The organism is Halobacillus naozhouensis (genome assembly GCF_029714185.1).
GTDB lineage: Bacteria > Bacillota > Bacilli > Bacillales > Halobacillaceae > Halobacillus_A > Halobacillus_A naozhouensis.
In genome coordinates, this window is sequence record NZ_CP121671.1 from 195,021 (window position 1) to 221,596 (window position 26,576).

Sequence of the window (26,576 nt, forward strand, 5' to 3'; positions counted from 1 at the left end):
TCTACAATTAAAGAAACAAAGGAGGACACTGCTTATGAATAAACAACTATCTATTATTGGAGTACCTATGGACTTAGGCCAAATGCGCCGAGGTGTTGATATGGGACCAAGTGCTATTCGTTATGCAGGCATTGTTGAGCGCCTGGAAAATTTAAAATATACCATTGAAGATCTTGGAGATATTGATATCAAACGTCCTGCTCAAAAAGACGATAATAAGCTGGATAATCTCCGTAATTTAAATGAAGTTGCAGAAGGTAATCACCGTTTAGCCGAAACGGTAGATGAAGTTGTAGGCAAAGGGGACTTTCCACTTGTTTTAGGTGGCGATCATAGTATTGCTATGGGTTCATTAGCTGGTATTGCTAAGCATTACGATAATCTAGGGGTCATCTGGTATGATGCACACGGCGATTTAAATACAGGAGACAGTTCTCCATCTGGTAATATTCACGGAATGCCATTAGCAGTAAGCCTTGGAATTGGGCATGAAAAGCTGACTAATATTCTTGATTATCAACCGAAAATTAAACCCGAAAACATTGTAATTATTGGGGCCCGCTCTTTGGATGAAGGAGAAAGAATTCTTATTAAAGAAAAAGGCATTAAAGTGTACACCATGCATGAAGTGGATCGTATGGGAATGTCGGAAGTAGTAGAAGAAACGATTGAATACTTAAAAGAACGTACGGACGGAGTTCACTTGAGTTTAGATTTAGATGGGTTGGATCCTGAGGAAGCCCCGGGTGTCGGGACACCTGTAATGGGAGGGTTAAGCTATCGGGAGAGTCATTTAGCGATGGAGATGCTATTTCAATCCAAAATGATCACGTCAGCAGAGTTTGTAGAAGTAAACCCTATCTTAGATGAGAAAAATAAAACAGCAAATATGGCGGTGGGCCTAATGGGGTCACTTTTTGGAGAAAGTTTAAAATAATGGGAATGTTAGGAGCAGCTTATCTTTTGCGGGGTAAGTTGCTTTTGTTTTAAAGTTTCAAACTCGTTTAATAAATGATCCAATTTTACACTTATGCGAACCACCTCTGCAGATGTTAAGGCATTTTCGTCGGCTAACCTGCTCATTTCTTTCCTGCAAAATTCAATTTCCTCGAGTAAAGTGAACTCTCGTTTCATTTTCCTCACCTCCTATGGAAATTATTTCATCCATTTTTCTTATACCCATTTTACTATATAATAAACATTATACTAGGAAAAATAAACGGTTATAAAATTTTTGAAACCTTTTACTCCTCTCATTCGTATGAGGAGAACAACCGCATGGATGGCGGAGGTATAGTAAATGGAAACCATGATTATGAAAAAAATTAAAGAAGTAAAGAAGGGTGACCAGTCTGCCTTTGAAGATATCGTTTCTTTTTATCAAAATAAAGTATACCATATCTGTTATCGGATGATTGGGAATGCTTATGAAGCAGAGGATCTTGCTCAGGAAGCATTTATTAGGGCTTATACTAACATTCACACGTTTGACGAACGTAGGAAATTCTCTACTTGGTTATATCGTATTGCAACGAATTTAACGATCGATCGGATTAGAAAGAAGAAACCAGATTATTATCTCGATGCTGAGGTAAGGGGGACGGACGGATTAAACATGTACTCCCAGCTGGCGGTTGATCAGGCGTTGCCAGAGGAAGAGGTGGAAAGCCTTGAGCTGCAAAGTTACATTCACCGTGAAATTCTCGCCCTGCCCCCTAAATATCGAAGTATTATCGTACTCAGGTATTTAGATGAATTGTCCCTTCAGGAAATTGCTGAAGTATTGGATATTCCTATAGGGACGGTAAAGACAAGAATTCACAGAGGCAGGGAAGCCTTACGTAAAAGGCTTCGTCATGTGTAAAGGAGTTGAGAGGGAATGAATTGCAATAAAGAAGCTGTGGCGCTTATGCATAAGTATTTAGATGGCGACCTGATAAAAGAAGAAGAGAGACGACTGCGTGACCATTTACAAGTATGCCCAGCCTGCCAGGCTCACTTTCATGAGCTGAAGCGGTCTATCACATTAGTTAAAAATTCTGGGCCCGTGACAGCACCTTCGAATTTCACATCAAACGTAATGGCCAGCCTGCCAAAAGAGAAAAAGAGAAAAAACTATGTTCGCTGGCTGCAAAGGCATCCAATTATTACAGCAGCTGCTGTGTTTTTCATATTAATGTTTAGTGGGATTTTTTCTGCCTGGAATCAGGATCAGCAAGTAACCGTCTCAAAACAAGATGATTTAGTGATTCGTGATAATACAGTGATTGTTCCCGAAGACGTAACCGTAGAAGGTGATCTGGTTGTTCGAAACGGTAACCTTAAGGTAGATGGCAAGATTAATGGTGATATCACGCTGATTAATGGTGACCTGGTTAAAGAAAATGACCTTGACGATATTACAAATGGTAAGAAGTATCAGGCGTATGTCAGTGGTGAGATTCATGAGGTTAATCAAGTATTTGAGTGGATATGGTACCATATGAAGAAATTCACCACGGAGTTGTTCTCCTTTGACTCAGACGAGTAATGAAGGGACCACTATGAGTGTTCATAGTGGTCTTCTCTTTTAAAGTGAAAAGTTTTGCCTATCCCTTTCGGGGACTGAATAAGCAGGCTTTGGATTTTTAATTTCCCCATTCCTAGCAATATTCGTAAAAGTAAAAGTATGATATAATAACACAGGCTATGGCAATTTTTTATAAAAGGGAAGTGTAGGCATGCTTGATGGGGGAAATGATGTATTAGATTATCTATTAATAGCTATTGATATCGCCCTTGTCTGGTTTGTTGTATATAAATTAATCATGCTTATCCAAGGCACGAAGGCCGTTCAGTTGTTGAAAGGGATATTCGTTGTTCTAGGTGTATGGTTACTGAGTAATTTAACTGGACTGAGCACTCTCAGGTGGCTGATGTCACAAGCGATGACATGGGGTTTTCTCGGGATTATTATTTTATTTCAGCCCGAATTAAGAAGAGCCCTGGAGCAATTAGGGCGTGGAAGCTTCTTTAGTCGTACCACTACGGAAGAGGAAGATACAGAAAAATCAATACAGGCCATTATTAAATCCTGTAACTACATGGCTAAACGGCGCATTGGCGCATTGATTACGGTCGAACGTGAAACAGGAATGGGTGATTACGTGGAAACGGGTATTACTGTTGGCGGTCACCTGTCGAGTGAACTTTTAACGAACATATTTATTCCGAACACACCGCTCCACGATGGGGCCGTGATACTTAAGGATAATGAAATAGTTGCCGCGGCCTGTTACTTACCTCTGTCGGAAAGTCCGTTTATTTCTAAGGAACTAGGAACACGGCATAGGGCGGCGATGGGAATAAGTGAAGTAACAGATGCCCTGACAATTGTTGTTTCAGAAGAGACAGGAGCTATCTCTTGCACAAAAAGCGGCGAGCTTCATAGAGACTTAAGTCAAGAGACTTTAGAAAATATCCTTAGAAACGAATTAGATTTCGGATCCAAAACCCCTGCCTCAAAATCCTGGAATTGGAGGGGGAAAAAGAATGGATAATTTATTTAGGAATCGCTGGTTTATCCGAATTATCTCATTGCTTTTAGCTGTGCTCCTCTGGGTGTCGATTAATATTGACGATAGTATGGATTCAGAGGATCAATGGCTTAGTGAGGGATCTTCTGATATGGAAATTATGAATAACATACCGCTCGAGGTACGGTTTGATAGTGAACAATACGTTGTAAGCGGTCTGCCTCAAAACGTAGTGGTTTCCGTTCAGGGTCCACAAGGGGCCACTGCTCCTGTAGTGAGACAACGGAACTTTACCATATATGCAGACTTGACTGAGTTAGGGCCAGGCACGCATGAAGTTTCTCTGCAGCATACAGGTATAACAAGCAATTTAACTGTCAATATTGAACCCAAAACGGTGGAAGTTACGATTGAAGAAAAAGACAGTAAGGATTTTAATGTCAGTGTCGATTATATCAACGAAAGTAAGATTGAAAATGAGTATGTCATTGGGGAACCGAAAGTCGAGCCAGAAAAGGTGACCATCACCGGAGCAGCCAGTGTGATAGACCGCGTAGCCCTTGTTCAAACCATTATAGACGTAGGGTCTGCAGATGAGACAATCGAAAATCTTGAGGCTCCTGTGAAAGTTTACGATGCACAAGGGAACGAATTAAATGTTCTCTCAGATCCTTCAACAGTGGAAGTAACCGTACCGATTATGAAACCTGAAAAGACAGTTCCTATATCGGTGGTACCTCGGGGAAGCGCACCTGAAGGAGTAATTGTGGACAGCATCACCACAGAAACGAAAGAAGTAGTGATTAGTGGATCTAAGGGTATATTGAGTGAAATAAATAGTCTTGAGGAGATCCCTGTAGATATGACAAATGTTACAGAAGACCAGACAAAAGAGATCGAAATCCCGCTTCCTGAAGGGGTCGATAGTGTCGAACCAAATACAATTGAAGTAGATATAAATGTGGAGAAGCAAACGTAATCGGAATAGTAAATTACGATAAAATGATCTTTGGGGATTAGGAAAGAGAGGTTACTATATATGGGTAAATATTTTGGCACGGATGGAGTTCGAGGTGTTGCCAATAAAGAGCTCACACCTGAATTTGCTTTTAAGCTTGGCCGTTTTGGCGGTTATGTCCTGACTAAAAACGTTCAAAGACCGAAAATATTAATTGGACGAGATACGCGTATTTCAGGTGAGATGTTTGAAGGGGCTCTAGCTGCCGGACTTCTATCCATTGGAGCAGAGGTTATGCGATTAGGAGTGATCTCAACTCCAGGAGTGGCTTATCTGACGAAAGCTCTTCAGGCTGAAGCAGGAATTATGATTTCCGCCTCACACAACCCTGTGGAAGATAACGGGATTAAGTTCTTTGGCCCTGATGGATTTAAGTTAACAGATGATCAAGAAGCAGAAATAGAAGCACTGATCGATGGGGAGGAAGATAAATTACCTCGTCCAGCAGGTGCAGACCTTGGTCAGATTAATGACTATTTCGAAGGCGGTCAAAAATATATGCAATACTTGAAGCAAACGGTAGAATACGATTTTGAAGGGTTGCATATTGCCCTTGACTGTGCACATGGCGCGACGTCATCACTGGCTTCTCACTTGTTTGCTGACTTGGAAGCGGACATTTCATCCATCGGTTCTTCGCCTGATGGGCTTAATATTAACAAAAACGTTGGGTCCACTCATCCCGAAACACTTCAGAAACTTGTGATTGAAAAAGGTGCCGATATCGGACTAGCCTTTGATGGCGATGGCGATCGTTTAATCGCAGTTGATGAAAAGGGGAATATTGTCGACGGGGATAGAATCATGTACGTTTGTGCCAAATATATGAATGAAAAAGGAACATTGAATCATTCGACTGTTGTTTCAACTGTCATGAGTAACCTTGGCTTTTATAAAGCTATTGAAATCCACGGAATGAAAAGTGATAAAACAGCAGTTGGTGACCGTTATGTCATGGAAGAAATGCGCCGGGGGGGCTATAACCTTGGTGGTGAGCAGTCGGGGCATATTATTTTCCTTGATCATAACACGACAGGGGATGGCATGCTGACCGCCCTGCAGCTTGTAAATGTCTTAAAAGATACTGGGAAGCCATTGTCAGAACTTACAGCTGAAATGAAGAAATTCCCGCAAGTATTGAAAAATGTTCGTGTCATTGATAAGCAAAGGGTACAGACTCATCCTCGAATTCAAGAAGCTATTCAAGCCGTAGAATCAGAAATGGGTGAAAGTGGACGTGTGCTCGTAAGACCTTCGGGGACAGAACCACTCGTCCGAATCATGGCAGAAGCCCCAACAGAAGAACTATGTGAAGAATACGTTCAAAAAGTTGTCACGGTCGTCGAAGAAGAATTAGGAATGAAGGAATAGACTTGTATATGCGCAGGAAGCACAATGTGGCTTCCGGCGCATATGTTATTACAACCAATTAACAATCCTATAACGAAGTAAGATTTTTATTGACCAATTTATCTACTATCGGGTAGAATGAAGAATGTCTCTGAAAAATTTAACAGAGCCTGCTTGGCCTGTTAAGATTGGGACTTTATTCAAATACATGAAGGAGGAAAGCAGATAGTATTATTTCCTAAAGCGCCAGGGCTGTGTAAAGAAATGATTTGCACAGTTGACGAGGAGGAGGATCATCGAGCGTTCGGCGGATGTCTCCCGGTTGTTGCACTTCAACCGAATGTCCATGTGATAAACCAAAGAGGCGACTCTTTGTCCAAACCACATGCACAAAGTGAAAAAAATTTGTTAACGGGGAAGGGGCAATCGACTGCCCCTGAATATACGCATCGGTTGCTCCTTTCTTATAATAGGAGGACACCAATTATGTGTGGAATTGTAGGATATATTGGACAACAAGATACGAAGGACATTTTGCTAAGTGGTTTAGAAAAACTTGAATATCGCGGATATGATTCTGCAGGGATCGCTGTGCGTAATACAGAAGGGGTCCATGTTTCCAAAGTAAAAGGGCGGATTGCGACTTTAAGAGAAGCAGTAAATGAAAACGTCCATGCCACAATGGGAATTGGACACACTCGTTGGGCGACACACGGAGCACCAAGCCGTGAGAATGCACACCCTCATCAAAGCTCAACAGAGCGCTTTACAATCGTTCATAACGGAGTAATCGAGAACTACATGGACATACGTAATCAGTACTTGCAAGATGTGGAGCTTCAAAGTGAAACAGACACAGAAATCATCGTGCAACTGATAGAAGTTCTTTATAACGAGCTTAACGACGTAGCAGCAGCTTTCCGTAAAGCTATCGAGTTATTGACAGGTTCTTATGCAATTGCTCTAATCGACAGTGAAGATAGTAAAACCATTTATGTAGCCAAGAACAAGAGCCCGTTGCTAGTTGGTCTTGGAGATGGTTTTAATATGGTAGCCAGTGATTCCATGGCTGCACTCCATGTCACAGATCAGTTCCTTGAGTTAATGGATAAAGAAACTGTTATCCTTCGTCGTGAAGAAGTAGAGATTATCGATCCTGATGGGCAACAAGTAACACGTGAACCATTTACGGCTGAAATTGATGCAACAGATATCGAAAAGGGCACATACCCTCACTTTATGCTGAAGGAAATCGATGAGCAGCCATTTGTTATTCGTAAAATCATCCAAGAGTATCAGAACGAAAATGATGAAATTAAGCTGGATCCACAGATTAGGAAAGCTATGAAAACATGTGACCGCATTTATATCATTGCAGCAGGCACAAGTTATCATGCTGGTCTCTTAGGGAAGCAGTTTATTGAGAAATTGGCAAATATCCCGGTTGAAGTCCATGTAGCTAGTGAGTTTTCTTACAACATGCCACTTCTTTCTGAAAAACCATTATTTGTTTATATCTCCCAAAGTGGGGAAACCGCAGACAGCCGTTCTGTTCTAGTTCAAACGAAAAAATTAGGTCATCCAGCGTTAACGATTACAAACGTTCCTGGATCTACCCTTTCCCGAGAAGCGGATTACACCATGCATTTGCATGCAGGGCCGGAAATTGCCGTAGCCTCAACAAAAGCTTATACAGCGCAAATGGCTGTACTCGCAATTCTAGCCGTTGATACGGCACGTGCAAAAGGAATCAACTTGGATTTTGATCCTATGCAAGAGCTTGGAATTGTAGCAAATGCCATGGAGGCTTTAACAGATCAAAAAGAAGACCTTGAAGAATTGGCACGCGACTATTTGTCAGTGACACGCAACTGTTTCTTCATCGGCCGCGGCATTGACTATTATGTAGGTTTAGAAGGATCGCTTAAGTTAAAAGAAATCTCCTATATTCAAGCCGAAGGGTTTGCAGGAGGAGAGCTTAAGCACGGAACGATCGCTTTAATTGAAGAAGGTACACCTGTTATCGCACTAGCTACACAAGAAAACGTGAATTACTCTATCCGCGGAAACGTCCAAGAAGTTGAAGCGCGTGGTGCTAACAGTATGATTCTCAGCATGAAGGGCCTTGACAAAGAAGGAGATGCATTCGTCATCCCTCACGTTCACGACTTGCTTACACCGCTAGCATCGGTTATACCGCTGCAACTAATTTCCTATTATGCAGCGCTTCACCGTGATTGCGATGTCGATAAACCAAGGAACCTTGCGAAAAGTGTGACTGTTGAATAAACAATAAACTCTCGATTGACATATTTGATCCGTTACAATAGAGTTGAAATTGAAAAGGATCCTAACTTAACGGTTAGGATCCTTATTTAAAAAGGAAGATAGTATGCTCAAGGAGTAAAAATTTTTTGAATAATTGTCTCGATTTCGTAATAAATTAATTAGAATATACAATTATAAGCGACTTAAGCGTAAGAAAGGTAGTGTGAGGTCGAGTTATCGATTTAATGGATACTGCTACAATTCTTTTATTGCTTCGACAGTTGATTTCCATGCTTCATTTGATAACATTTTTAATTTGATTCAGAATAGCTGCGAATCTTATGATAAGATAAGTAGCATAGTAAATAATGACGATTGAGAAAAATGGTCAAGAGAGAAGATGTGAACTTTCTCAGAGGGGTGGAGGTATAGTGAAGAAGTTTGACTTTCCAACAGGAGAACGTAGAGAGCATTGGGTTAGGGAGCGGAATAAGAAACTTGAGGAGATGGGCCAGTATTTCCAAAGGTACTTCCATTTAACAAAAGTTAGAGAGAATGAGAGCAGCTATGAAGTCCAGGGTTACGTTTATCATCCAGGTTATGGTGAGATTAGAATGGCGTTTGAGTTTACCTATGATAATGTAGCTAAATTCACAGACTTGTTTGAGAATGTAGAGAGCGAATAATCATGTAAGAGTAAAATTGACCCCAGTTACCATTTTCATGGAACTGGGGTCATTTATTTTTTTATGCTTAAGTTGCATTCTTATCTATATCATAAAACATATAAGAAGTGACCAGTAGAAATGTCCACGAGGGCAAGTCTCTTTACGGGACTGTTCACCGAAATTGTAGCCATTTTATGGTATTACATGGTCCCGGGTGCGAATGAGAACATACTAATGAATATTGTGGTTGTGAGTTTATCGGTATTTGTAGGTGCCTTATTAGGTGCAATAATATTCCCTTACAAAAAATAGTTGTGTGAAGTACCATAATAAAAGCTAAAAATTGCTAAAGTCGATAAAAAACTTCTATAATAAAATTAGATTTGTAACCAAGTTAAAGTCACCATTTTACTCAAAAAAGGGGAATTGTACCGTGGTACTAGATCCGCAAGTGAAAGTGTTACTTGAACAACTGGAAGCAAATGGAGCACCGCCTTTGGAGAGTCTGCCTCCGGAATATGCCCGTCAGGCCTTTGAGGCTTTGGAAGGGAACGCCGGGGAAGCACAAGAGCCTGTAGAAGGGATTGAGGAGCGTTCGATTCCAGGGCCAAATGGGGCCATTGACATAAGGTTATACACTCCAAGAGGTACAGGGCCTCACCCTGCACTTATTTTCTTCCACGGTGGCGGATGGGTGGTTGGCAGTTTGGACACTCATGATAATGTTTGCCGTGCGCTGACAAACTTGGCTGATTGTGTAGTTGTTTCAGTTGATTACCGACTTGCCCCTGAACATAAATTCCCTGCAGCGGTAGATGATTGTTATACAGCCGCAAAGTGGATAGCCGATCATCCTTTCCCTTTCAATATTGACCCTTCTCGAATTGCTGTTGGAGGGGATAGTGCCGGTGGAAATCTTTCAGCGGTGATTTCCCACTTAGCTAAGGAACGGGGAACACCTAAGCTTGTTCATCAGCTTCTCATTTATCCATCCACTGATTTTACGGTTGAAACGGCATCGATGAAGGATAACTCAGAAGGGTACTTCCTTACCAGAGGCAGTATGGTTTATTTTCGCGACCATTATCTACGAACACCAGAAGATGCTCAAAACCCGTTGGCGTCACCGTTTCTCATTAACAATCTTTCAGAGTTGCCGACTGCAACTGTAATTACGGCAGAATATGATCCTCTCCGTGATGAGGGGGAAGCCTATGCAAGACGTTTAAAAGAAGCGGGTGTGCCAGTGGTTCTTAAACGATATGAAGGTATGATTCATGGATTCGTAAGTATGGCGGATAAGCTTGATCAAGGAAAGCGTGCTTTAGAGCAGGCAGCAGGCGAGTTGCGTTCTTCCTTTAAGAAATAGAGACACAGGAGGGATACTATGTTTAATCGAATCCTATTAGCATCGGATGGGTCAGATCATGCTGAACGGGCCACACATATGGCAGTGAAATTAACAGGCCCAGAAAGGCAAGGGAAGGTCACTGTAACCTACATCATTGACGGTTCTACATCAAAGGCCGATGTGTTATCAGAAGAGAACAGCGTTATTCTTCAGGCCAAGCGGAGAGAGAGGCTGCAAAAAACAGAGACCATCCTGCAAGATGAAAAGGTTAATTATGAGGTGAAAATGATTAAAGGGGATCCAGGTCCTGCGATTGTCAAGTTTGCCAATGAGAAAGGTTTTGAGGTAGTGGTGGTCGGAAGCAGAGGACTAAATAGCCTCCAGGAAATGGTTCTTGGCAGTGTCAGTCATAAAGTGGCGAAACGTGCAGAGTGCCCTGTAGTTATAGTGAAGTGAAGTATAAGGAAAATAGTACGATTCAGCAAACGTTTGTGCTCCCTTTCGATGATGAATAGTTGTTGGTCAATTTTCAAAAGCTATTCATATAAAAGGAAGGAGGAACAATCCAATGTCTACCCCTAAAGGACCGAAGCAGCAAAAACAACCGAATTTGCCCAAAAGTCCGGACCAACCTTATGGAGAACCCATGAGCGGATCCCATAAAGTTAAAAATGCCAACCATTCCCGCCAGAATCAAAAATCTCACCACGACATGTAAGATCTTAAGAGAGAGGACTAATCCCTCTCTCTTTTAAGGTTCAATAAATTGGACAGCCTATAGAACAGGGAGGTTTTGCACATTCGAAAGCACGGGCCCCGCCATTTTCGCCTCAGTCTGCATAACATTCTACATAAGCAATCCTAAACGGGTAATAACTGAATCCTGAATGAATAAAACAGAGTATGTCAACAATTAATCGTATAACCGATTGAAACGGGAGGTTAAAACATATGGGATTAATTGAAATAGCAGCCCTAATTGTAGCAGCGATATCACTCGTGCACTTATGGGTAGTACGAAAATCACACCATCATAAGGCCTTAACGATTATGGAACAAATTGAAACCGATGATAACTTGAAAAGAACTCTTGCAATGGGAATTTATTATAGGTTCAAGAATAAGGGGACAGTACAAACAGGTGAAGGAGAAGTTGTAGAGGAAAAGTACTCCAAGCTATTTATCAAGGAAGACCCGGTCAGTTTTGAGAGGTTTGTGGCAAATATTTTTGAGAAGAAATTCAATGGCACTGCCTGGGTCACGAATCCTTCCTGGGATTTTGGCGTAGATTTTGATCTTACTGTAAAGGATGAGAAATATTTAGCACAGGTAAAATGCTATAAAGACGATATGGGCTATGAACCAATTGCTTTACTTCATTCAAATGTAGTGAAAGAAGAAGCGGCAGGAGGTTACGTCATTACCACCGGGTCTTTTAACAAAAATGCGGTGAATTATGCTCATTCACTTAAGAACATCCATCTTATTAATGGAGTGGAACTGGTAGAATATTGGCTGGAAGGTGTGAAAGAAGTGGATAAGGAGTTAGTAGGTGAAATGGAAGAAGCCTAATCTGTTTTCTTTTATTTAACAACCATCCCGGTAAATGACCAAGAGTTGAAAGATTCACAACAAATGATTGACAATTAGTTCTAGGGAGTGTAAATTATAGGATAATTAAATAAAAGATATTTCTTATCCAGAGAGGTGGAGGGACTGGCCCTTAGAAGCCTCGGCAGCAGACTGCAACAGTACTGTGCCAATTCCAGCAAGCCTTAATGGTTTGAAAAGATAAGAAGAGCAAAGTGATCGGATACTTAAACCTCTTCTTATTTATGAGAAGAGGTTTTTACTTTGCCAAAGGTAAATGTCAGCTACTGGGGCTGCTAAAGGGATTACTTAGAAAAAATAAAAGGAGGATTAAATATGGCAGAAATTGATGAAAGAAAGATTAAGGATATTGTGTCGAGGTTGGAAAGGTTAGAATTCGGTTCGTTGGTGGTTACTGTACACAATGGGGAAGTGACTCAGATTGATACCACAGAGAAACAACGTTATACACTGGATAAAGGTGGGACTAGCAATAAATAACATACATAAATAAAAGAGTACCATTCTATTCGAAGTAAGCGAATAGAATGGTACTCTTTTATTTATATATGAGAGAAGAAGCTGTTATAGCAGCTTTCTTCTCTCTCGATTTTTAAAATTTATTCGCCCCTTACTGTCGACTTTCTATTTCATGTTTAAACTCCCAGAATCCAGGGGTGCTTTCAATATCGTATTGACGTATAATTTCGATCGTTCTAATTGTCAATTCTTGATAAAGATCTTCTTGTTCCTGGGGAGTAGTTTGTTTCAAAGAATATTTAATTTTAGGTTCGAATAATTCAAGGATAGCTTTCATTGCAGTTGTATCATTATTTTGAGCCTGCTTGGCCAATTCAATAAGTCTGGTCATAGTGACCTCTCCTTTCTAAGTTTTTGTGAATTCCTTGTGTACAGAGCAGAACGTAAAACCATATCAGATCGTTTTGTCTTGAACCATTAATTTAATTTTTGATAAGGCCTTCCTTCGTGTTTTTGTAATAAATTGTTGTGAAACACCCTCCTGTTCAGCGATTTCCGTATCCTTCAAGTTAAATAGATAAGCCGCTTCTAAAATGTAACGCTGGCGTGGTGTTAGCGAACGAATAGCAAAATATAGAGTGGGACTCTCAATTTGATTTTCTAACTGATTGGATTGTTCGATAACTAATTTATCGATAGGCACGGCTATGTTATCTGCTATGAGATCCAGATGTGTAACAGTATCACTGGCATAATCAAGGGGCTTATCCAAAATTAATAAATGATGTTGATTATCTTTGTTTCTTCTTTGGTCAAATCGAATAGCGTGTCGTCTTATGCTATGGGATAGTTGGCTGGTTAATCTAATCGTAGCGTAATACTGCTTGAAGGCAGTATTTAAAGCTTCGGCTGCCTTCTCAGAGTGGCAAATCGTTCTCTCAAGTAAGTATTGGTGTTCGATTTTTTGAAAGAATGATTGAACCAATCCATTGGAGAAAAAATCTTCGTTTTCCTGGATAAGCGGCACCAAATCTTGATATTTAATTTGAAAACCTTGGGAAAGGTGGCTGCGGTCCATCCTATCACTCCCCTTTCTATTGTATAAAGGCAAATTCAAAGGTAATAGTACAACCTTTTGACGAACATTTGTTCGTGTTTATTATATTAAATAATTGTTCGAAGTGCTAGAGTTAGGATGAAATTAAGTAACTTTTTTTAAAAAGGGTTGTAATTTGGGGCGATTGCTTGCCTTTATAAAGCAGCAGGACACAAATAGAGCCTGCTAGGGATCCCATCACTGAAATATTATGCAGGAGGTAGATTATGTTCTAGAAAATCTGTTTGTTAAAAATTTATTGTCAAACAGCAAGTTCATAAGAAGAAGGATTTTAAATGAGGGAAGGAGAATATGAATGAATAACAATTTTTCAAGAGGAAACGGGGAAACACTTGCATCTTTAATTAAAAGGGGACTTGCACCAGTGGATGGTACGCTGACAGCATCCAAGGCACCTGTGTTTAAAGGGAATCCGTTTCAATTAGGTGTAGCCTCTGGAGACCCGCTTCCTGACGGTGTTGTGCTATGGACAAGACTTGCGCCAGAGCCATTAGCTGAGGATGGACTAGGTGGGATGCCTGATCGTAAGGTTCCTGTACAGTGGGAAGTGTCTGAGGATCAGAATTTCCGCTACGTGGTGCAGCATGGAGTGGCATTAGCTTTGCCAGAATTGGCTCATTCAGTACATGTTGAATTGGAGGGGCTTGAACCAAATCGCTACTATTATTATCGTTTTAAAGTAGGCTCTGAAGTCAGCTCTACGGGCAGGACAAAAACAGCCCCGTCTGCAGGGACGCCGATTTCTTCTTTATCCTTTGCAGTCGCATCTTGCCAGGCTTGGTATCATGGCTATTACACGGCGTATCAACATATGACGGCAGATGATTTGGATTTTGTTCTTTTTTCAGGCGATTATATTTACGAATATGCGATAAATTCAAATAACCTCGTTCGTCCTGTAAAACTTTCGAGTGCGCACAATGTGAAAATTGTTACCCTTGATCAATATCGTCTTAGATACTCACTCTTTAAAACGGATCCTGACCTCCAAGCTGCCCATGCCGCTTTTCCTTGGATTCTGACATGGGATGACCATGAAGTAGAGAACAACTACGCAGATGAAGATTCCCAGTATGGTGCATTTACTTATCAATTTCTTCAGCAGCGGGCTGATGCTTATCAGGCTTATTATGAAAACCTTCCGCTCAGGAGTACTGCTATTCCTACGGGACCAGACATGAGACTATACCGCAAGTTTACTTTTGGAGATTTGGCTGAATTTAACGTCTTAGATACACGCCAGTACCGGGATGATTATACTTCAGTAATTGTGAGCGGGTCGGATGTGCAGCAGCGTCTAGATCCGGACCGAACCATATTAGGGGAAGAGCAGGAGCAATGGTTGATAAGTAATCTAAAATATTCACAAGCAACATGGAATGTCCTGGCTCAGCAGGTTGTCATGGCAGAAATCGATCGGGATACAGGAGAAGGTGAGGCTTATAGTATGGATCAGTGGGATGGTTTTGCGGCCGAACGTGAGCGCGTTTTTTCAGCATTAAAGGAACATAACGTTCAAAATCCAATTGTTCTCTCTGCCGATATCCACCGTCATGTGGCAGCTAATCTTAAAGAGGATTTCAAGAACCCTGATTCGGCTACTATTGGTACTGAGTTCGTAGCTACTTCCATTGCTTCTGGAAAAGACGGGGCGGAGACAGATAGTTATGGGCCCGTTTGGCTCGGGAATGAGCATGTGAAGCTGTACAACGCCCAGCGTGGATATTTACGCTGTCATGTCACTCCTGATCAATGGCGAACCGACCACCTTGTTATGCCTTATATCTCTAGTCCAGGGGCCCCTATGAACTCCTATGCTACTTTCAATGTGGAAAATGGTAAGCCTGGATTACAGGGAGATAGCATAATGAACCAAGAATTGGAAAGACAAAGCCTGGTAGATTAGATTTTGATGAAATTAGATGAGAGACTAGCAGTGTCTTTTTAAAGAAAGCTTATCAGTAAACAAAAAAAGTGGCGACTCCAGAGTGAGACGCCACTTTATTTGAAAAAGGAACCGACAAATGAGTATACAATTATCGTAGAAAATAGAATCGTTAAATGGTTTAGAGAGAAAATGAACATGGTTTTTGCCCATTTTTCAGGTGCCATTTTTCTATAACCAACAATGCTTACTACGAGCCATGCTGTACTTAATAGTAAAGCTACCAGCATAATACCTGTAGAAAGTGAAGCTAATAAGAAACTGGCGGCAATAAGGGCAACTAAATAAATATTCGTTTGAATATAGGTGCGTTTAAGTCCTTTTACCACAGGGAGCATCGGCACTTTAGCAGCTTTATATTCATCATGGCGGCGAATGGCAATCGCATAAAAGTGAGGCATTTGCCAGAGAACCATAATAACAAATAAGCCAATTATCCCAGGGTTAAGCAGGTTAGAAGAAATTGCTGCCCATCCGATCAGTGGCGGTACGGCCCCTGACAAGCTGCCGATTTCTGTATTGTAAATCGTTTTTCGTTTTGACCACATGGTGTAGGGAACAACATAAATAAATAACCCAATAAAGCCAAAGACTGCAGCAAGCGGTGACGCCAGTGCAAGAATGATAAGGCCTAACAATGTCATGGATATTCCAAGGGTGAGGGTAGATTTCAGTTCCATCCTCCCCGTTACAGTTGGGCGATTCTTGGTCCGGTCCATGATGGCATCAATATCGCGGTCATATAAATTATTAAAAGCTCCTGCTGCACCGATGACAAGAGACGAGCCAATCAAGGCAAAGATGACCTCTGGCAGCTTCGTAAGCGGGCTGATTCCATTCACATATAGAGCCAGAGCAAGACCTGCAAACATGGCAATCACATTTGATTTGACAATCCCTGTTTTAATCGTTTCAGCTAGGACTTTTGACAAAGCCTGCTTTGGTATAGGAAGAGAAGACTCTTTAATGCTTTTGTCCGTCTTTACATTACTTCTCATAGTTTCCCTCTTTTCTTTTGCATTACACTATCTAAGAGAATTCTATCATATTAATTTAGAAATAGCCTGTTAACAGGTTAAATTTCGGGAAAATGTCAAGAAGTTATGAACGATTTTTGACAAGAAGTATTAGGTAAAATCAGGGCTGCAGACTACTTTCAAGATCATATACACATTTCAAGTATGTTAAAAATTGGAACCAACAAACTGTTCAACGGCTGAGGAGGGAGAAGATGACTCAGAAGCTTGCTGTTGCTATTCTACACGGTGCCGGCACTCCAGAAAAGAACTTTGCAGAAGACATGATCGGTAAAATTTATAAAGGGTTTACTAAAGAAGTGAAAGTCGACCACCCCGAACAAGAGCTGAAGATCGAGCCAGTGTATTGGTCCTCCATATTTGAAGCAGAGGAAGCAAGGCTTTGGCGAAAATTACAAGGTAGTGCGGACCTCGATTATCTAAGACTGCGTCGATTTGCCGTTGAGTTTCTGGCAGATGCTGTGGCTTATCAACCTTCGTCTGCAGAGGATAATAATTATGATAAAGTACACGCTGTGCTGGCCCAGGCACTGAACCAATTGAAGGAGAGAGCGGGTTCAACTGCTCCGTTATGTATAATCAGCCATAGTCTTGGATCAGTAGTAGCAAGCAATTACTTTTATGACCTGCAGTTTAAACATGAGAATATAGGTATCCATACGAAAAAATACAGCAGCCAGACACCACTGGAGAAGGGGGAAACATTAGCGTTATTTTATACGTTGGGTAGTCCTATGGCCTTGTGGTCTTTGCGTTTTATTGATTTCGGTCTGCCTATTAGAGTCCCCTCTCCTATGGTCAAAAAATATTACCAGCATCTTCAAGGTGAGTGGCTTAATTTTTATGACAAGGATGATATTCTCGCCTATCCTTTAAAAGGTTTAAATGACCATTATCAAAGGGCTGTTATGAAAGATGTGCAAGTTAATGCTGGCGGGCTTTTAACAGGGTGGAACCCTTTCTCCCACAGCCGATATGATACCGATCAGAGTGTAATTGCTCCAATTGTAGAGGGATTAGTCAGAACGTGGCGGGAAGTGAATAAGCTGTAAGAGGTTTGGTTTCGTGATAATGACACACCAAAGAGAAATTCGAATAAGATAGTACATACGTTTAATACCTAATTCGGAAAAGAGGTATAGTATGATTTTACTATCGGGAAAGCCATTTCAACAAAGCGATATGTGGCCGTCTAATAGTATGGAAGATATCATCCTTGAGCGGATGCAAGGGGATCAGGTTATTTATTCTTTTTCATCCTATGACCAGTTAGCGTTTGCGCTTCAGCTGCGAAAGCAGATCATCTTAAGTGCAAAAGCAATGAACCAAAGCGAGATGGAGTTCGCAGTGTTTGCAACTTCTCGCTGTAATCCAGAGTACTGGCGTTTGACAGAATTAGGCGGGTTTCAGTTAAAGAGGGGGGTAAAACCTTCGGCGGCGATTCAGGATTTTTACGAGAATAGCTCGCTGTATGCCTTTGAGTGTGCAGGGGCAATGCTGATTATTTATTATCATGCAGTTCTTAATGCCATAGGTGACGACGCATTTAATTATTTATTCCCTGACCTTTATATTTACAGCTGGCACTCAGACTCTGATCTTGGAATTCATTCAATTTATACTCATGACTTTTTACCAGGCGATGTTGTTTATTTTAAAAATCCGGACTTTGATCCAAATGCCTCACAGTGGAGAGGGGAAAATGCTGTGGTTATGGGAGATGGAACGTATTTTGGTCATGGTTTAGGGAAACGCACAGCTGAAGAAATGATAGAGGCATTAAATAAAAATAGAAAACAGGGATCAAATCAATCAGCTTTTCTAATGAGCGCAGCTAAAAGGCTTTCATTTAAGCATTTGGCGGAGTTCTCTGTACCGCAGCGACATCATCCTAAACACAAATATAAATATCCTATTATCCCTCATAATAGGAATTCACTTCAGTTCGAAGACTATCTTCTCTTCCTTTATACCATGTGCAGTACTCCCTAACAGGAGGAGCGGATGGCAGACTGGTTATGAACTGTACTCACCTACATTCCCCGAAGAAATGGAAGGAGGTGAGTACATCTTAATTAGTTGGCAGCAAGCGGTTCCTTGTGAAATTTATGAAAGTTTAATGGTGCACTCTCCTAAGTCTTGCTCACCCCACAGCAAGGAGAAATGATCGTTGTTTGAGACAGCCCCTACCCCTTGTGGAGTGCCTGTGAAAATAACATCACCCTCGTGAAGGCCCACGTGGGAGGCACAATAATCAATTAATGTTTGTAAGTCAAAAATTAAATTCTGGATATTACCTTTTTGCACCTGTTTTCCATTTAATAAAAGCGAAAAACTTCTTTTTTGGCACTCTTCAACACCCGGGAAAGCTATAAAATGGCTCAAAACCGCTGAGTTGGGAAATCCTTTAGCTAATAACCATGGGTGGCCTTTCTTTTTCAAATTATCTTGAACATCTCGTAAGGTAAAGTCTATGCCGATAGCCATTTGATCCACAATCTCATCAACACTGATGCCTTTTTTATAAGGTTTTCCTATTTGGATGACTAATTCAGCCTCATAGTGGACGACCCCACGTTCTCGAGGCAAATAAATATCAGCCCCATTTGCCTCAGCGAGCGAATGAAGCGGTTTTGTAAACAGCAGCGGAGAGTCTGGGACTTCATTATTTAATTCCTTCGCGTGACGTACATAATTTCGGCCCACACAATAGATCGTACCTATTTGGTTCATATTATACCTCCCTTTGAAATTTGAATGTATTTAATAGAACCTTATCATATCCCATGAAAAAGTGCCGAAGTGTCGCTGTGTTGTCAGCGATGTGAATGTCATATAAGCTAAAAATTAGGGTAATAGACCTGGATAACCTCTGGAGGTGCATGGTATGAATAATGTTCAAACACTTCAAGAAAAAATTAATTACGATAAAACATTTGATTGTGTTCAATGTGGATATTGTCTGCCGGTTTGTCCGACGTATGAAACGATGGAGAGAGAAACTCATTCGCCTCGCGGACGCATTAATCTTGTGAAGCTTGTCGCAGAAGGGAAAGCATCTGTTGAGGATTTACAGGAGCCCATTGAAAAATGCCTTGGTTGCATGGCTTGTACAACGGTGTGTCCTACTAATGTTCAATACGGGCAAATTTTGGAGGGAGCGAAAGAAGTCATAGAAGATCATCAGGTGAAATCCACGTGGCAGAGGAAAACAGAAGATTTTATGTTTGGTTCTTTTTTTCCCTCTGGCAAGTGGATGGAGACATTAGGTAACTTCACCTGGTTTTATCAAAGAACTGGCATGCAGAATCTGGTGAACTCTTTATCTCTGACAAAAATAGCCCCTCTGCACCTGGATCAATTTGAACAGGTTCTTCCCACACAACCTTCCCCGAAGAAACGTTCTAAACGGTCGAAGCGCTACATACGCCATAAACCAGCAGTAGCAAAGGCGGCTTTTTTCACGGGGTGTGTAATGGATAGTGTGTTTTTTGAAACCAATGAAAACACGATCGAATTGCTGCTGCGGAGCGGTTTAGAAGTAATCCTTCCTGAGCAGCAAACTTGTTGCGGAGCTCTGCATGCGCACTCTGGAAAAGTAGAGAACTCCCGGGAATTAGCTAAACGCAATATTAGAACTTTTGAGGAAGAAAATGTTGATTATATAGTGAATAATGCTGGAGGCTGTGGAGCTCGGTTGATAGAATATCATCATTTATTTGCCACAGGAAGCTCCTGGCACGAACGAGCTAAAGTATTTGTCTCCAAAATTAAGGATATTTCAGAAGTTCTGGCAGATGTTGAAGGATTGGAATTCACCAAACCCACTCATCGAACCGTTACCTATCAACCCTCATGTCATATGACAAATGTCCAAGGTATAAAAAGTCCCCCTTTGGAGTTAATTAAAAGGTTGCCAGGAGTTACCTTAAAGGAATTAGAGCGCCCTGATTTTTGTTGCGGGTCAGCAGGTATCTATAACATGATTCATTACGATGAATCGATGGATATATTAGATTTGAAGATGAAAGATGTATGTGAGATACAACCGGAATCGATTATCACTACAAATCCGGGATGTCTTCTGCAAATGAGACTTGGAATTGAGCGTGAGGGGGTAAGTCATGCAATGGACGCTCTCCATCTCGTAGATTTATTATTAGAAGCGGATCCAAGGGTGAAAAGTGTGAGATCGTAAATCTACTGCTTCCTGCTTGTTCGGAAAATCAATCTGCCCAACATAGTGTATTAGCCCTTGCTTAAAGGGGCTTTATTTGTATAGTGTTTCCCAACTCGAAATTGAAGGAATTTCCTCATATTCCGCTGAATGGTAACAGTAACCCTAAAAAGGAGGAATTGTGATGAAGTTCAAAGTTTTAGCAACATTGTCGCTCGCTGTTTCGCTGGCCATTTTGCCGAATGTTGGGGATGTTTCTGCCGAAAGTCAGGTTAAAGTTCCGGAAAGGTCGAAGGAGGTAAACACCCAGGTTGACAAAGGTAGTTATGTCAAAGGGGAAGTCATTGTTAAGTTCAAGGATAAGAATTCTAATAAAGTACTTAAAGGTTTAAATGCGAATGTTCTTGCTGAAAAGGACCCTGTAGATTCGAACTTTAAGGTGTTAGAAGTTGGGAATGTGGAGGCAGCCGTAAAGGCTCTGAATAAAAATCCTAATGTAGAATATGCGGAGCCTAATTACAATTTTAGTGTAACGTGGACACCAAATGATTATTACTATAGCAGTGTACAATATGGACCACAGAATACTTATACTCCTTCAGCATGGGATTATACGAGAGGAAGCAGTAATCAGGAGATTGCTGTAATTGATTCAGGTGTCGATTATACACACTCTGATTTGGATGGCAAAACCATCCGAGGCTATGATTTTGTAGATGATGATTATTATCCAATGGATGAAAACGGTCATGGTACACACGTGGCAGGTACGGCTGCTGCTGAAACGAATAATTCAATGGGGATTGCGGGTATGGCTCCCAATACTAGTATTCTAGCTGTTCGCGCTTTAAATGCCAGTGGAAGCGGATCACTTGCAGATATCGCCGATGCTATTCGTTATTCTGCTGACCAAGGCGCAGAAGTTATCAATCTATCATTAGGATGTAACTGTGATACGCGAACCTTGGAAAACGCTGTGAATTATGCTTGGAATAGTGGGTCTGTCGTGATTGCAGCTGCAGGTAATGATGGGGTCTCAACTACATTTGAACCGGCTTCTTATGCCAATGTTATTGCAGTAGGTGCCGTAGACAGCCGGGATAATGTAGCTTCATTTTCTAATTATGGCACATGGGTAGACGTAACGGCTCCAGGGGTACAGATTGCATCAACTGTTCCAAATAATGGATACGCTTACATGTCTGGGACTTCCATGGCTTCACCACATGTGGCAGGCCTTGCAGGATTGTTAGCGGGTCAAGGCAAAAATAACGATCAGATTCGTGCCGCTATTGAAAATACAGCTGATCCAATTAGCGGGACAGGGTATTACTTTGAGCACGGACGCATTAACTCCTTTGATGCTGTAAGGTATTAAGAATGACTGAAGAATTTATATCATAAGCATTGAAAAAGGCTCTCCGTATCAGGAGAGCCTTTTATTTCACCATTCACTTAGTGTCGCGTTAAGTTTTATAGAATTCCGCCAAGAAGGCTATCTTCATCTTCTTCATTTTCTTCAAAATCTTGTGATTCCTCATCTTCTAAAAGATTGTCTGAATCAAGACCACTTTCCAGTAATACACCAAGGCCTGCATCAAGGTTCACACTTGAAGAATCTTCTTCGCTTTGAACAACAGCCTCAACGTTAGTTCCAGCATTTACGTCTGTATTTACATCTTCTTCTGCTGAAACTGATCCTGCGCCAGCTATTCCAAGTCCGAGTGTAAGTGCTAATCCAGTAGTTGCGATTTTGTTAAACATGATTTGATCACGCCTCCTAAATAGTTTTTCAAGCTTTATATCAGCTTGTACAAAACACTACCCGGGGTATATGGGAGGTGAAACATGGATCAGGATCTCTTAATTGTTTTGTAATCTTATTAATCTAATTGTAATAATTCCGTGTGTTTGCAGAACCTAAAGTTTTTTACAAAAAAAGAGAGGCACATGGCACTCTCTTTGTTAATAGTAAGGATAGTATGGGTAATAAGGATAATATGGACGATAGTAAGGATACAGAGCTAAACCTGCTAAAGCTGCAAGCGGGAAAGCAAGCCTTCTAAAGCGTCTTGCTCTGCGACGGCCATACCCATATCCAAAATCATCATATTGCCTGCTCTCGATTTCATCTCCGTTGCTATCCACCATAACATCCTCGCTTACGAGAACGGTGACTCCGTCATCATCGACATGCACAATAACCCCGTCAATAGTAGCTCCATCGGACAATGCAATCATGACATGATAGTATTTATACTTCTCACATTTGCTATAGGTAGGTTTCTCGTAACCATTATCATACATATTCCGTTCTTCAGTCATATAACACCCTCCCTTTACAAAATCATGATACGCACCCAGTTCATATCTGTGACAAAAAATTAGAATAAGTCATAATTCTTAAAAAAAGGTCCCATTTTTAGTAAACTGAAGGGTATCATAAAGGTGAGGTGATGGAATTGAAAAAAAGAGCGCCGATTGACCTTGGAAACCGCATTCATTTAATTGATGGGTATGACCTTAACATGCCAGGTCGGACAGGTACATATGTTATAGAGGAGGAAGACTTGACGCTGGTGGAAACAGGGCCGAGTCCCTCTGTCCCTCGAATCCTGGAAGGGTTGAAGGAAATAGGATTAGATGCAGCTCATGTGAAATACATTATCCTGACTCATATCCATCTTGATCACGCAGGGGGAGCGGGTCTGCTATTGAATGAATGCCCTGAAGCTCAGGTGGTTGTCCACAGCCGCGGGAAACGTCATCTTGCAGACCCATCAAGGTTGATCGCGGGAGCTCGTGCTGTTTATGGAGATCAATTTGATGAGTTGTTTGATCCTATTTTACCGATACCTGAAGAACGCTTACTCATCCAAGAGGATGGCGATACACTGAAAATAGGGGGAAATTGCAACCTGAAATTTCTCGATATCCCAGGACATGCCAAGCATCATTTAGGAATTTATGACCCAGTGAGTAATGGAGTTTTCACAGGGGATACAGTAGGGATTCGTTATCATCAAACAGATGATCGTGGGTTAACTTTCTACTTGCCCACGACATCGCCTAACCAATTCGATCCTGAAGCTATGCAGCAATCGATGGAGCGAATCAAAGGGATGAACGTTGACCGAATATATTTCGGTCATTTCGGCGAGTCTACAGATCCAGACCGGGTGTTTAAGCAAGTGTCAGAATGGATCCCTGTATTTGTAGAGGCTGCAGAACAGTCGTATGCGAATGGGGAGGGGGCGGCAGGTACTCAACTTCGACTCCTTGAAAAGGTTTCTGGATATCTTAGAAAACATGGAATTCCCGATGATCACCCAGTTTATGAAATATTGAAGCTTGATTTTGAAGTGTGTGCAATGGGGTTGATGGATTACTTGAGCAAAATCAAATAACCTTGCATCCTTTAGTTCAGGAATTTTAACTGCAGGTTGTGTAAATCATCAAGATTCATGGTATAATAATGGATAGATACCATATAAATAAAAAAAGGGTGCAGCTGTCACTGCAACCCTTCTAGATAATGATTCCCCCAGGGGATCAGCTATCCACTTAAGAAGTAGACCTCTCCCAATTAACATGTCAGGCTAATAGGGAGGTCTATTTTTTATTGATCATTTTAATGATCAATGCGAGCAATGCAATCAGAAACGTTCCAAATGAAAATAAAACCATCAGAACTTCATACATGCTAATAGGCATCACCCCCTCTGCCGTTGGGGCTAGCCGACCACCCTAAAAGGAATATTATCTATGTATTATTGTACCATATTCCAAATGGCAATCCTACCATAAATGCAAACATACGTTCTGTTCACTTTCTGACTCTGAATCAATTTCATAATTTAAGCCCTTTGTGCCCCAAGAGATTCAAAACGTAAAAAAGGAAGTACCTCCTAAAAGTCTAGTCAAGTAGGATGAAATAATTTTTATTAGGTTAAGGGCGGGATTACGGAATACTCGATTTCAAATATTTGTGGGTATGTTTCCGTTGCCGTGGATGGAGAAGGAGGTCCGGGAAATCACTCGCTTTCCGTGGTCCCACAGGACATGGGGTCGTTCGGCGTTGAAACAGGACGTTTCGTTTTTAATAAGGGCAATTATGAAATTTATTCACCTGAATGAATTTGGAAAGAACCGACTCTCCTCTAAAAAGGAGTCAGTTTTTCTGATTTTATTTTTAAGGCGCAAAATTAGGAAGAATCAACACTTCAACCCGTCTGTTTTTTGCTCTATTCTCCTGTGTATCATTAGGAGCGACGGGGCTGTGTTGACCATAACCTTTGGCACTGAAAAGCTGAGGATCCAGCTTTTCATTATTTAATAGCAGACTCATAAAGTTAACGGCTCGCATTACGCTCAACTCCCAGTTGGATTGGAAATCACTGTTGTTAATAGGGCGGTTGTCCGTATGGCCACTAATGACTATTTCATGCGGCTCCTTTGTGTTAAGAATCTCTGCCATATCTCTAGCAATCTCGGTACCGTCGCTTTTAACTTCTGCACTTCCCGAGTCAAAGAACACGTTATCTAAAATAACAACTAACAATCCCTTTTCTGATAAGCTGGTTGTGAGGTCACCGGTTAACTTGTTTTTTGCTATATAACCGTCTATTTCTTTTTGTAGGGATTTTAAAGGTAACAGTTGAGCCTCTTCTGTCTGAGTTTTTACTTCTGTTTCTTTTTCCTTTGCTTCTTTTTTCTCTTCTTCCTCATCACTGTTTATACTTAATGGTTCAATAGGGCTTTCCTGATGTTCCATAGGTCCTTGTCCACCACTAAATTCATTACGGAATACCTCAGAAAACTCTCTGAACTTCTGCGCATCAATCTCGCTTGAGGCAAATAATACAATAAACAATGCTAAAAGCAGCGTTAACATATCAGCATAGGGTAAAAGCCAGGATTCATCGGTGTGATTCTCCTCACGCTGTTTCTTCTTTCTCATTGGTTTCCTCCTTATCTGCCTCCGAATTCAGCTTTGCAAGGTCGGACGGTGATAAATAGGCACTTAATTTATCTTTGACCACAAGCGGGGATTCTCCCTCTGTAATCGACAGGACTCCCTCGATGATCACATCTTTATACTGTACTTCATTTTTTGATTTTTCCTTCAGCTTGTTTGCAAAGGGGTGCCATAATACATACCCTGAGAAGATCCCGAAAAGCGTGGCAATAAATGCTGCTGAAATCGCGTGGCCAAGGGCTTCCGTATCGTCCATATTCCCTAATGCAGCAATAAGTCCGATTACAGCTCCTAGTACTCCCAGTGTAGGAGCATAAGTGCCGGCCTGTGTGAAAATGGCTGCACCTTTTTGGTGTCTATGCTCCATGGCATCTACTTTTTCTACTAATACATCCCGAATGAATTCCGGGGTCTGCCCATCAATTGTTAATTGTAATCCCGATTTTAAAAACGGATCATCTAGTTCATCGATCCTTTGTTCTAACGCAAGCAATCCTTCTTTGCGGGTAAAGTCAGCTAATTCTGTAAAAAGAGTAATTAAATTATGAAAGTCATGTTCCTTTGTTTCCTTAAACAAAATCTTCATAAGTGCAGGAAGACGCTTAATTGTACTCATGGGGAAGGCAATGAATACAGTTGCTGCCGTGCCAAGAAAGATAATGAGCAGTGCGGCCGGATTGATGAGCGCAACTAGGCTGACGCCTTTTAATACCATTCCTGTCGATATTGCGATTATGCTTAAAATAATACCAATAATTGTTGATTTATCCATATCTTCACCTCTTACTTATGTTGTGGTTTATATAAAATTTTCACGGAATGAAAACTATCAGTAGGTAAGTGATTGACTCCAAACACACTGCAGTCTCCTCTAATTGCCTGTTGAATTCATCTGTACTTGTATGTAACCTGATTTTGACGGAAACTATAACTAGTACCCCTATTTATTTTATCGTTCAGTTCGTGGCATTTATAAAGTAAAAAGAGACAATCTATCAAGGGGAATTTTGATAGGAATAACTTAACCTTAGCACTCAAGCAGAAAATTTATTATAATGAATCCAGATACATTGTGAAGTATT

General features: G+C 41.1%; 29 protein-coding genes and 1 riboswitch. Of the genes, 19 read left to right on the forward strand and 10 right to left on the reverse strand.

Annotated features, from left to right (window positions below):
- Window positions 1-34: 34 nt before the first annotated feature.
- Window positions 35-937 (forward strand): arginase, encoded by a 903-nt coding sequence (gene rocF / locus P9989_RS01180; protein WP_283077019.1) that lies wholly within the window; start codon window positions 35-37, stop codon window positions 935-937.
- A gap of 8 nt (window positions 938-945) precedes the next feature.
- Here the strand turns inward: rocF and P9989_RS01185 are convergent, their stop codons facing one another.
- A complete protein-coding gene (locus tag P9989_RS01185) occupies window positions 946-1,134 on the reverse strand; it encodes an aspartyl-phosphate phosphatase Spo0E family protein (protein WP_283077020.1) in 189 nt (62 codons plus the stop codon).
- A 166-nt stretch (window positions 1,135-1,300) separates the two neighbouring features.
- Here P9989_RS01185 and sigW point away from each other — a divergent pair, with 166 nt between their 5' ends.
- The 12 genes from sigW (at window position 1,301) to P9989_RS01245 (ending at window position 12,261) form a co-directional block, all read left to right on the forward strand.
- Window positions 1,301-1,864, forward strand: a complete 564-nt coding sequence (gene sigW / locus P9989_RS01190; RefSeq protein ID WP_283077021.1) for an RNA polymerase sigma factor SigW — start codon at window positions 1,301-1,303, stop codon at window positions 1,862-1,864.
- 15 nt (window positions 1,865-1,879) lie between these two features.
- The gene (locus tag P9989_RS01195; protein WP_283077022.1) at window positions 1,880-2,530 is read left to right on the forward strand and encodes an anti-sigma factor family protein; all 651 of its coding nucleotides are present in this window, start codon (window positions 1,880-1,882) and stop codon (window positions 2,528-2,530) included.
- 190 nt (window positions 2,531-2,720) lie between these two features.
- Window positions 2,721-3,539 (forward strand): diadenylate cyclase CdaA, encoded by an 819-nt coding sequence (cdaA, locus tag P9989_RS01200; RefSeq protein WP_283077023.1) that lies wholly within the window; start codon window positions 2,721-2,723, stop codon window positions 3,537-3,539.
- Entirely contained in the window at window positions 3,532-4,494 is a 963-nt protein-coding gene (locus P9989_RS01205; protein ID WP_283077024.1) for a CdaR family protein, read from the forward strand. Before cdaA ends, P9989_RS01205 begins: the two co-directional genes overlap by 8 nt.
- A gap of 60 nt (window positions 4,495-4,554) precedes the next feature.
- On the forward strand, window positions 4,555-5,904 hold the full coding sequence (gene glmM, locus P9989_RS01210) for a phosphoglucosamine mutase (protein ID WP_283077025.1): 1,350 nt from the start codon (window positions 4,555-4,557) through the stop codon (window positions 5,902-5,904).
- Between the two features lie 465 nt (window positions 5,905-6,369).
- On the forward strand, window positions 6,370-8,172 hold the full coding sequence (glmS, locus tag P9989_RS01215) for a glutamine--fructose-6-phosphate transaminase (isomerizing) (protein WP_283077026.1): 1,803 nt from the start codon (window positions 6,370-6,372) through the stop codon (window positions 8,170-8,172).
- Window positions 8,173-8,582: 410 nt separating this feature from the next.
- Complete coding sequence (locus P9989_RS01220) at window positions 8,583-8,837, forward strand: hypothetical protein (RefSeq protein WP_283077027.1); 255 nt, start codon at window positions 8,583-8,585, stop codon at window positions 8,835-8,837.
- Window positions 8,838-9,252: 415 nt separating this feature from the next.
- Window positions 9,253-10,188 (forward strand): alpha/beta hydrolase, encoded by a 936-nt coding sequence (locus tag P9989_RS01225; protein WP_283077028.1) that lies wholly within the window; start codon window positions 9,253-9,255, stop codon window positions 10,186-10,188.
- A gap of 18 nt (window positions 10,189-10,206) precedes the next feature.
- On the forward strand, window positions 10,207-10,626 hold the full coding sequence (locus tag P9989_RS01230) for a universal stress protein (protein WP_283077029.1): 420 nt from the start codon (window positions 10,207-10,209) through the stop codon (window positions 10,624-10,626).
- A 112-nt stretch (window positions 10,627-10,738) separates the two neighbouring features.
- Window positions 10,739-10,888 carry a small acid-soluble spore protein P gene (locus tag P9989_RS01235; RefSeq protein ID WP_079525239.1) on the forward strand — a complete coding sequence of 50 codons (150 nt, stop codon included), beginning with the start codon at window positions 10,739-10,741 and terminating at the stop codon, window positions 10,886-10,888.
- 233 nt (window positions 10,889-11,121) lie between these two features.
- Window positions 11,122-11,742 carry a restriction endonuclease gene (locus P9989_RS01240; protein WP_283077030.1) on the forward strand — a complete coding sequence of 207 codons (621 nt, stop codon included), beginning with the start codon at window positions 11,122-11,124 and terminating at the stop codon, window positions 11,740-11,742.
- Between the two features lie 120 nt (window positions 11,743-11,862).
- Window positions 11,863-11,968, forward strand: a riboswitch (SAM riboswitch).
- A gap of 128 nt (window positions 11,969-12,096) precedes the next feature.
- Window positions 12,097-12,261 (forward strand): DUF2292 domain-containing protein, encoded by a 165-nt coding sequence (locus P9989_RS01245; protein WP_283077031.1) that lies wholly within the window; start codon window positions 12,097-12,099, stop codon window positions 12,259-12,261.
- A 130-nt stretch (window positions 12,262-12,391) separates the two neighbouring features.
- Here P9989_RS01245 and P9989_RS01250 read toward each other — a convergent pair whose 3' ends face one another.
- Both P9989_RS01250 and P9989_RS01255 read right to left on the reverse strand, forming a co-directional pair.
- Window positions 12,392-12,631 carry a helix-turn-helix domain-containing protein gene (locus P9989_RS01250; RefSeq protein ID WP_283077032.1) on the reverse strand — a complete coding sequence of 80 codons (240 nt, stop codon included), beginning with the start codon at window positions 12,629-12,631 and terminating at the stop codon, window positions 12,392-12,394.
- Window positions 12,632-12,694: 63 nt separating this feature from the next.
- A complete protein-coding gene (locus P9989_RS01255) occupies window positions 12,695-13,318 on the reverse strand; it encodes a sigma-70 family RNA polymerase sigma factor (RefSeq protein ID WP_283077033.1) in 624 nt (207 codons plus the stop codon).
- A gap of 334 nt (window positions 13,319-13,652) precedes the next feature.
- Here P9989_RS01255 and P9989_RS01260 point away from each other — a divergent pair, with 334 nt between their 5' ends.
- Window positions 13,653-15,263, forward strand: a complete 1,611-nt coding sequence (locus P9989_RS01260; protein ID WP_283077034.1) for an alkaline phosphatase D family protein — start codon at window positions 13,653-13,655, stop codon at window positions 15,261-15,263.
- A gap of 95 nt (window positions 15,264-15,358) precedes the next feature.
- On the opposite strand, the gene cyoE is transcribed toward P9989_RS01260, so the two are convergent.
- Complete coding sequence (cyoE, locus tag P9989_RS01265; protein WP_283077035.1) at window positions 15,359-16,300, reverse strand: heme o synthase; 942 nt, start codon at window positions 16,298-16,300, stop codon at window positions 15,359-15,361.
- Window positions 16,301-16,533: 233 nt separating this feature from the next.
- Here cyoE and P9989_RS01270 point away from each other — a divergent pair, with 233 nt between their 5' ends.
- Together P9989_RS01270 and P9989_RS01275 are read left to right on the forward strand one after the other, a co-directional pair.
- Window positions 16,534-17,391, forward strand: a complete 858-nt coding sequence (locus P9989_RS01270) for a chemotaxis protein (protein WP_283077036.1) — start codon at window positions 16,534-16,536, stop codon at window positions 17,389-17,391.
- 91 nt (window positions 17,392-17,482) lie between these two features.
- A complete protein-coding gene (locus tag P9989_RS01275) occupies window positions 17,483-18,331 on the forward strand; it encodes a protein-glutamine gamma-glutamyltransferase (protein WP_283077037.1) in 849 nt (282 codons plus the stop codon).
- 114 nt (window positions 18,332-18,445) lie between these two features.
- Here P9989_RS01275 and P9989_RS01280 read toward each other — a convergent pair whose 3' ends face one another.
- A complete protein-coding gene (locus tag P9989_RS01280) occupies window positions 18,446-19,072 on the reverse strand; it encodes a fumarylacetoacetate hydrolase family protein (RefSeq protein WP_283077038.1) in 627 nt (208 codons plus the stop codon).
- A 154-nt stretch (window positions 19,073-19,226) separates the two neighbouring features.
- Here P9989_RS01280 and P9989_RS01285 point away from each other — a divergent pair, with 154 nt between their 5' ends.
- Together P9989_RS01285 and P9989_RS01290 are read left to right on the forward strand one after the other, a co-directional pair.
- Window positions 19,227-20,537 carry a (Fe-S)-binding protein gene (locus P9989_RS01285; RefSeq protein ID WP_283077039.1) on the forward strand — a complete coding sequence of 437 codons (1,311 nt, stop codon included), beginning with the start codon at window positions 19,227-19,229 and terminating at the stop codon, window positions 20,535-20,537.
- Window positions 20,538-20,700: 163 nt separating this feature from the next.
- Entirely contained in the window at window positions 20,701-21,894 is a 1,194-nt protein-coding gene (locus P9989_RS01290) for a S8 family peptidase (protein WP_283077040.1), read from the forward strand.
- A 95-nt stretch (window positions 21,895-21,989) separates the two neighbouring features.
- Here P9989_RS01290 and P9989_RS01295 read toward each other — a convergent pair whose 3' ends face one another.
- Window positions 21,990-22,280: a hypothetical protein gene (locus P9989_RS01295; RefSeq protein WP_283077041.1), complete on the reverse strand. Its 291-nt coding sequence runs from the start codon at window positions 22,278-22,280 to the stop codon at window positions 21,990-21,992.
- Window positions 22,281-22,481: 201 nt separating this feature from the next.
- Window positions 22,482-22,841 (reverse strand): hypothetical protein, encoded by a 360-nt coding sequence (locus P9989_RS01300; protein ID WP_283077042.1) that lies wholly within the window; start codon window positions 22,839-22,841, stop codon window positions 22,482-22,484.
- A gap of 137 nt (window positions 22,842-22,978) precedes the next feature.
- On the opposite strand from P9989_RS01300, the gene P9989_RS01305 reads away from it, so the two are divergent.
- Window positions 22,979-23,923 (forward strand): MBL fold metallo-hydrolase, encoded by a 945-nt coding sequence (locus P9989_RS01305; RefSeq protein WP_283077043.1) that lies wholly within the window; start codon window positions 22,979-22,981, stop codon window positions 23,921-23,923.
- Between the two features lie 205 nt (window positions 23,924-24,128).
- Here the strand turns inward: P9989_RS01305 and P9989_RS01310 are convergent, their stop codons facing one another.
- The 3 genes from P9989_RS01310 to motA form a co-directional block, all read right to left on the reverse strand.
- On the reverse strand, window positions 24,129-24,230 hold the full coding sequence (locus P9989_RS01310; protein WP_079525257.1) for a putative holin-like toxin: 102 nt from the start codon (window positions 24,228-24,230) through the stop codon (window positions 24,129-24,131).
- Window positions 24,231-24,708: 478 nt separating this feature from the next.
- Window positions 24,709-25,476, reverse strand: coding sequence for a flagellar motor protein MotB (gene motB, locus P9989_RS01315; protein ID WP_283077044.1), 768 nt, complete (start codon window positions 25,474-25,476; stop codon window positions 24,709-24,711).
- Window positions 25,454-26,266, reverse strand: coding sequence for a flagellar motor stator protein MotA (gene motA, locus P9989_RS01320; protein ID WP_283077045.1), 813 nt, complete (start codon window positions 26,264-26,266; stop codon window positions 25,454-25,456). The genes motB and motA overlap by 23 nt, the downstream gene beginning before the upstream one ends.
- Between the last annotated feature and the right edge of the window lie 310 nt (window positions 26,267-26,576).

What these genes read in the sequence shown, in the direction of transcription:
- P9989_RS01290 (WP_283077040.1), top strand. Translation starts at nt 20,701, where the DNA reads ATGAAGTTCAAAGTTTTAGCAACATTGTCGCTCGCTGTTTCGCTGGCC.
- P9989_RS01205 (WP_283077024.1), top strand. Translation starts at nt 3,532, where the DNA reads ATGGATAATTTATTTAGGAATCGCTGGTTTATCCGAATTATCTCATTG.
- P9989_RS01280 (WP_283077038.1), bottom strand. Translation starts at nt 19,072, where the DNA reads ATGAACCAAATAGGTACGATCTATTGTGTGGGCCGAAATTATGTACGT.
- P9989_RS01275 (WP_283077037.1), top strand. Translation starts at nt 17,483, where the DNA reads ATGATTTTACTATCGGGAAAGCCATTTCAACAAAGCGATATGTGGCCG.
- P9989_RS01245 (WP_283077031.1), top strand. Translation starts at nt 12,097, where the DNA reads ATGGCAGAAATTGATGAAAGAAAGATTAAGGATATTGTGTCGAGGTTG.
- cdaA (WP_283077023.1), top strand. Translation starts at nt 2,721, where the DNA reads ATGCTTGATGGGGGAAATGATGTATTAGATTATCTATTAATAGCTATT.
- P9989_RS01310 (WP_079525257.1), bottom strand. Translation starts at nt 24,230, where the DNA reads ATGCCTATTAGCATGTATGAAGTTCTGATGGTTTTATTTTCATTTGGA.
- P9989_RS01185 (WP_283077020.1), bottom strand. Translation starts at nt 1,134, where the DNA reads ATGAAACGAGAGTTCACTTTACTCGAGGAAATTGAATTTTGCAGGAAA.
- P9989_RS01235 (WP_079525239.1), top strand. Translation starts at nt 10,739, where the DNA reads ATGTCTACCCCTAAAGGACCGAAGCAGCAAAAACAACCGAATTTGCCC.
- P9989_RS01240 (WP_283077030.1), top strand. Translation starts at nt 11,122, where the DNA reads ATGGGATTAATTGAAATAGCAGCCCTAATTGTAGCAGCGATATCACTC.
- P9989_RS01285 (WP_283077039.1), top strand. Translation starts at nt 19,227, where the DNA reads ATGAATAATGTTCAAACACTTCAAGAAAAAATTAATTACGATAAAACA.
- motA (WP_283077045.1), bottom strand. Translation starts at nt 26,266, where the DNA reads ATGGATAAATCAACAATTATTGGTATTATTTTAAGCATAATCGCAATA.
- P9989_RS01195 (WP_283077022.1), top strand. Translation starts at nt 1,880, where the DNA reads ATGAATTGCAATAAAGAAGCTGTGGCGCTTATGCATAAGTATTTAGAT.
- cyoE (WP_283077035.1), bottom strand. Translation starts at nt 16,300, where the DNA reads ATGAGAAGTAATGTAAAGACGGACAAAAGCATTAAAGAGTCTTCTCTT.
- P9989_RS01250 (WP_283077032.1), bottom strand. Translation starts at nt 12,631, where the DNA reads ATGACCAGACTTATTGAATTGGCCAAGCAGGCTCAAAATAATGATACA.
- glmS (WP_283077026.1), top strand. Translation starts at nt 6,370, where the DNA reads ATGTGTGGAATTGTAGGATATATTGGACAACAAGATACGAAGGACATT.
- P9989_RS01300 (WP_283077042.1), bottom strand. Translation starts at nt 22,841, where the DNA reads ATGACTGAAGAACGGAATATGTATGATAATGGTTACGAGAAACCTACC.
- rocF (WP_283077019.1), top strand. Translation starts at nt 35, where the DNA reads ATGAATAAACAACTATCTATTATTGGAGTACCTATGGACTTAGGCCAA.
- P9989_RS01295 (WP_283077041.1), bottom strand. Translation starts at nt 22,280, where the DNA reads ATGTTTAACAAAATCGCAACTACTGGATTAGCACTTACACTCGGACTT.
- P9989_RS01270 (WP_283077036.1), top strand. Translation starts at nt 16,534, where the DNA reads ATGACTCAGAAGCTTGCTGTTGCTATTCTACACGGTGCCGGCACTCCA.
- P9989_RS01260 (WP_283077034.1), top strand. Translation starts at nt 13,653, where the DNA reads ATGAATAACAATTTTTCAAGAGGAAACGGGGAAACACTTGCATCTTTA.
- motB (WP_283077044.1), bottom strand. Translation starts at nt 25,476, where the DNA reads ATGAGAAAGAAGAAACAGCGTGAGGAGAATCACACCGATGAATCCTGG.
- P9989_RS01255 (WP_283077033.1), bottom strand. Translation starts at nt 13,318, where the DNA reads ATGGACCGCAGCCACCTTTCCCAAGGTTTTCAAATTAAATATCAAGAT.
- sigW (WP_283077021.1), top strand. Translation starts at nt 1,301, where the DNA reads ATGGAAACCATGATTATGAAAAAAATTAAAGAAGTAAAGAAGGGTGAC.
- glmM (WP_283077025.1), top strand. Translation starts at nt 4,555, where the DNA reads ATGGGTAAATATTTTGGCACGGATGGAGTTCGAGGTGTTGCCAATAAA.
- P9989_RS01230 (WP_283077029.1), top strand. Translation starts at nt 10,207, where the DNA reads ATGTTTAATCGAATCCTATTAGCATCGGATGGGTCAGATCATGCTGAA.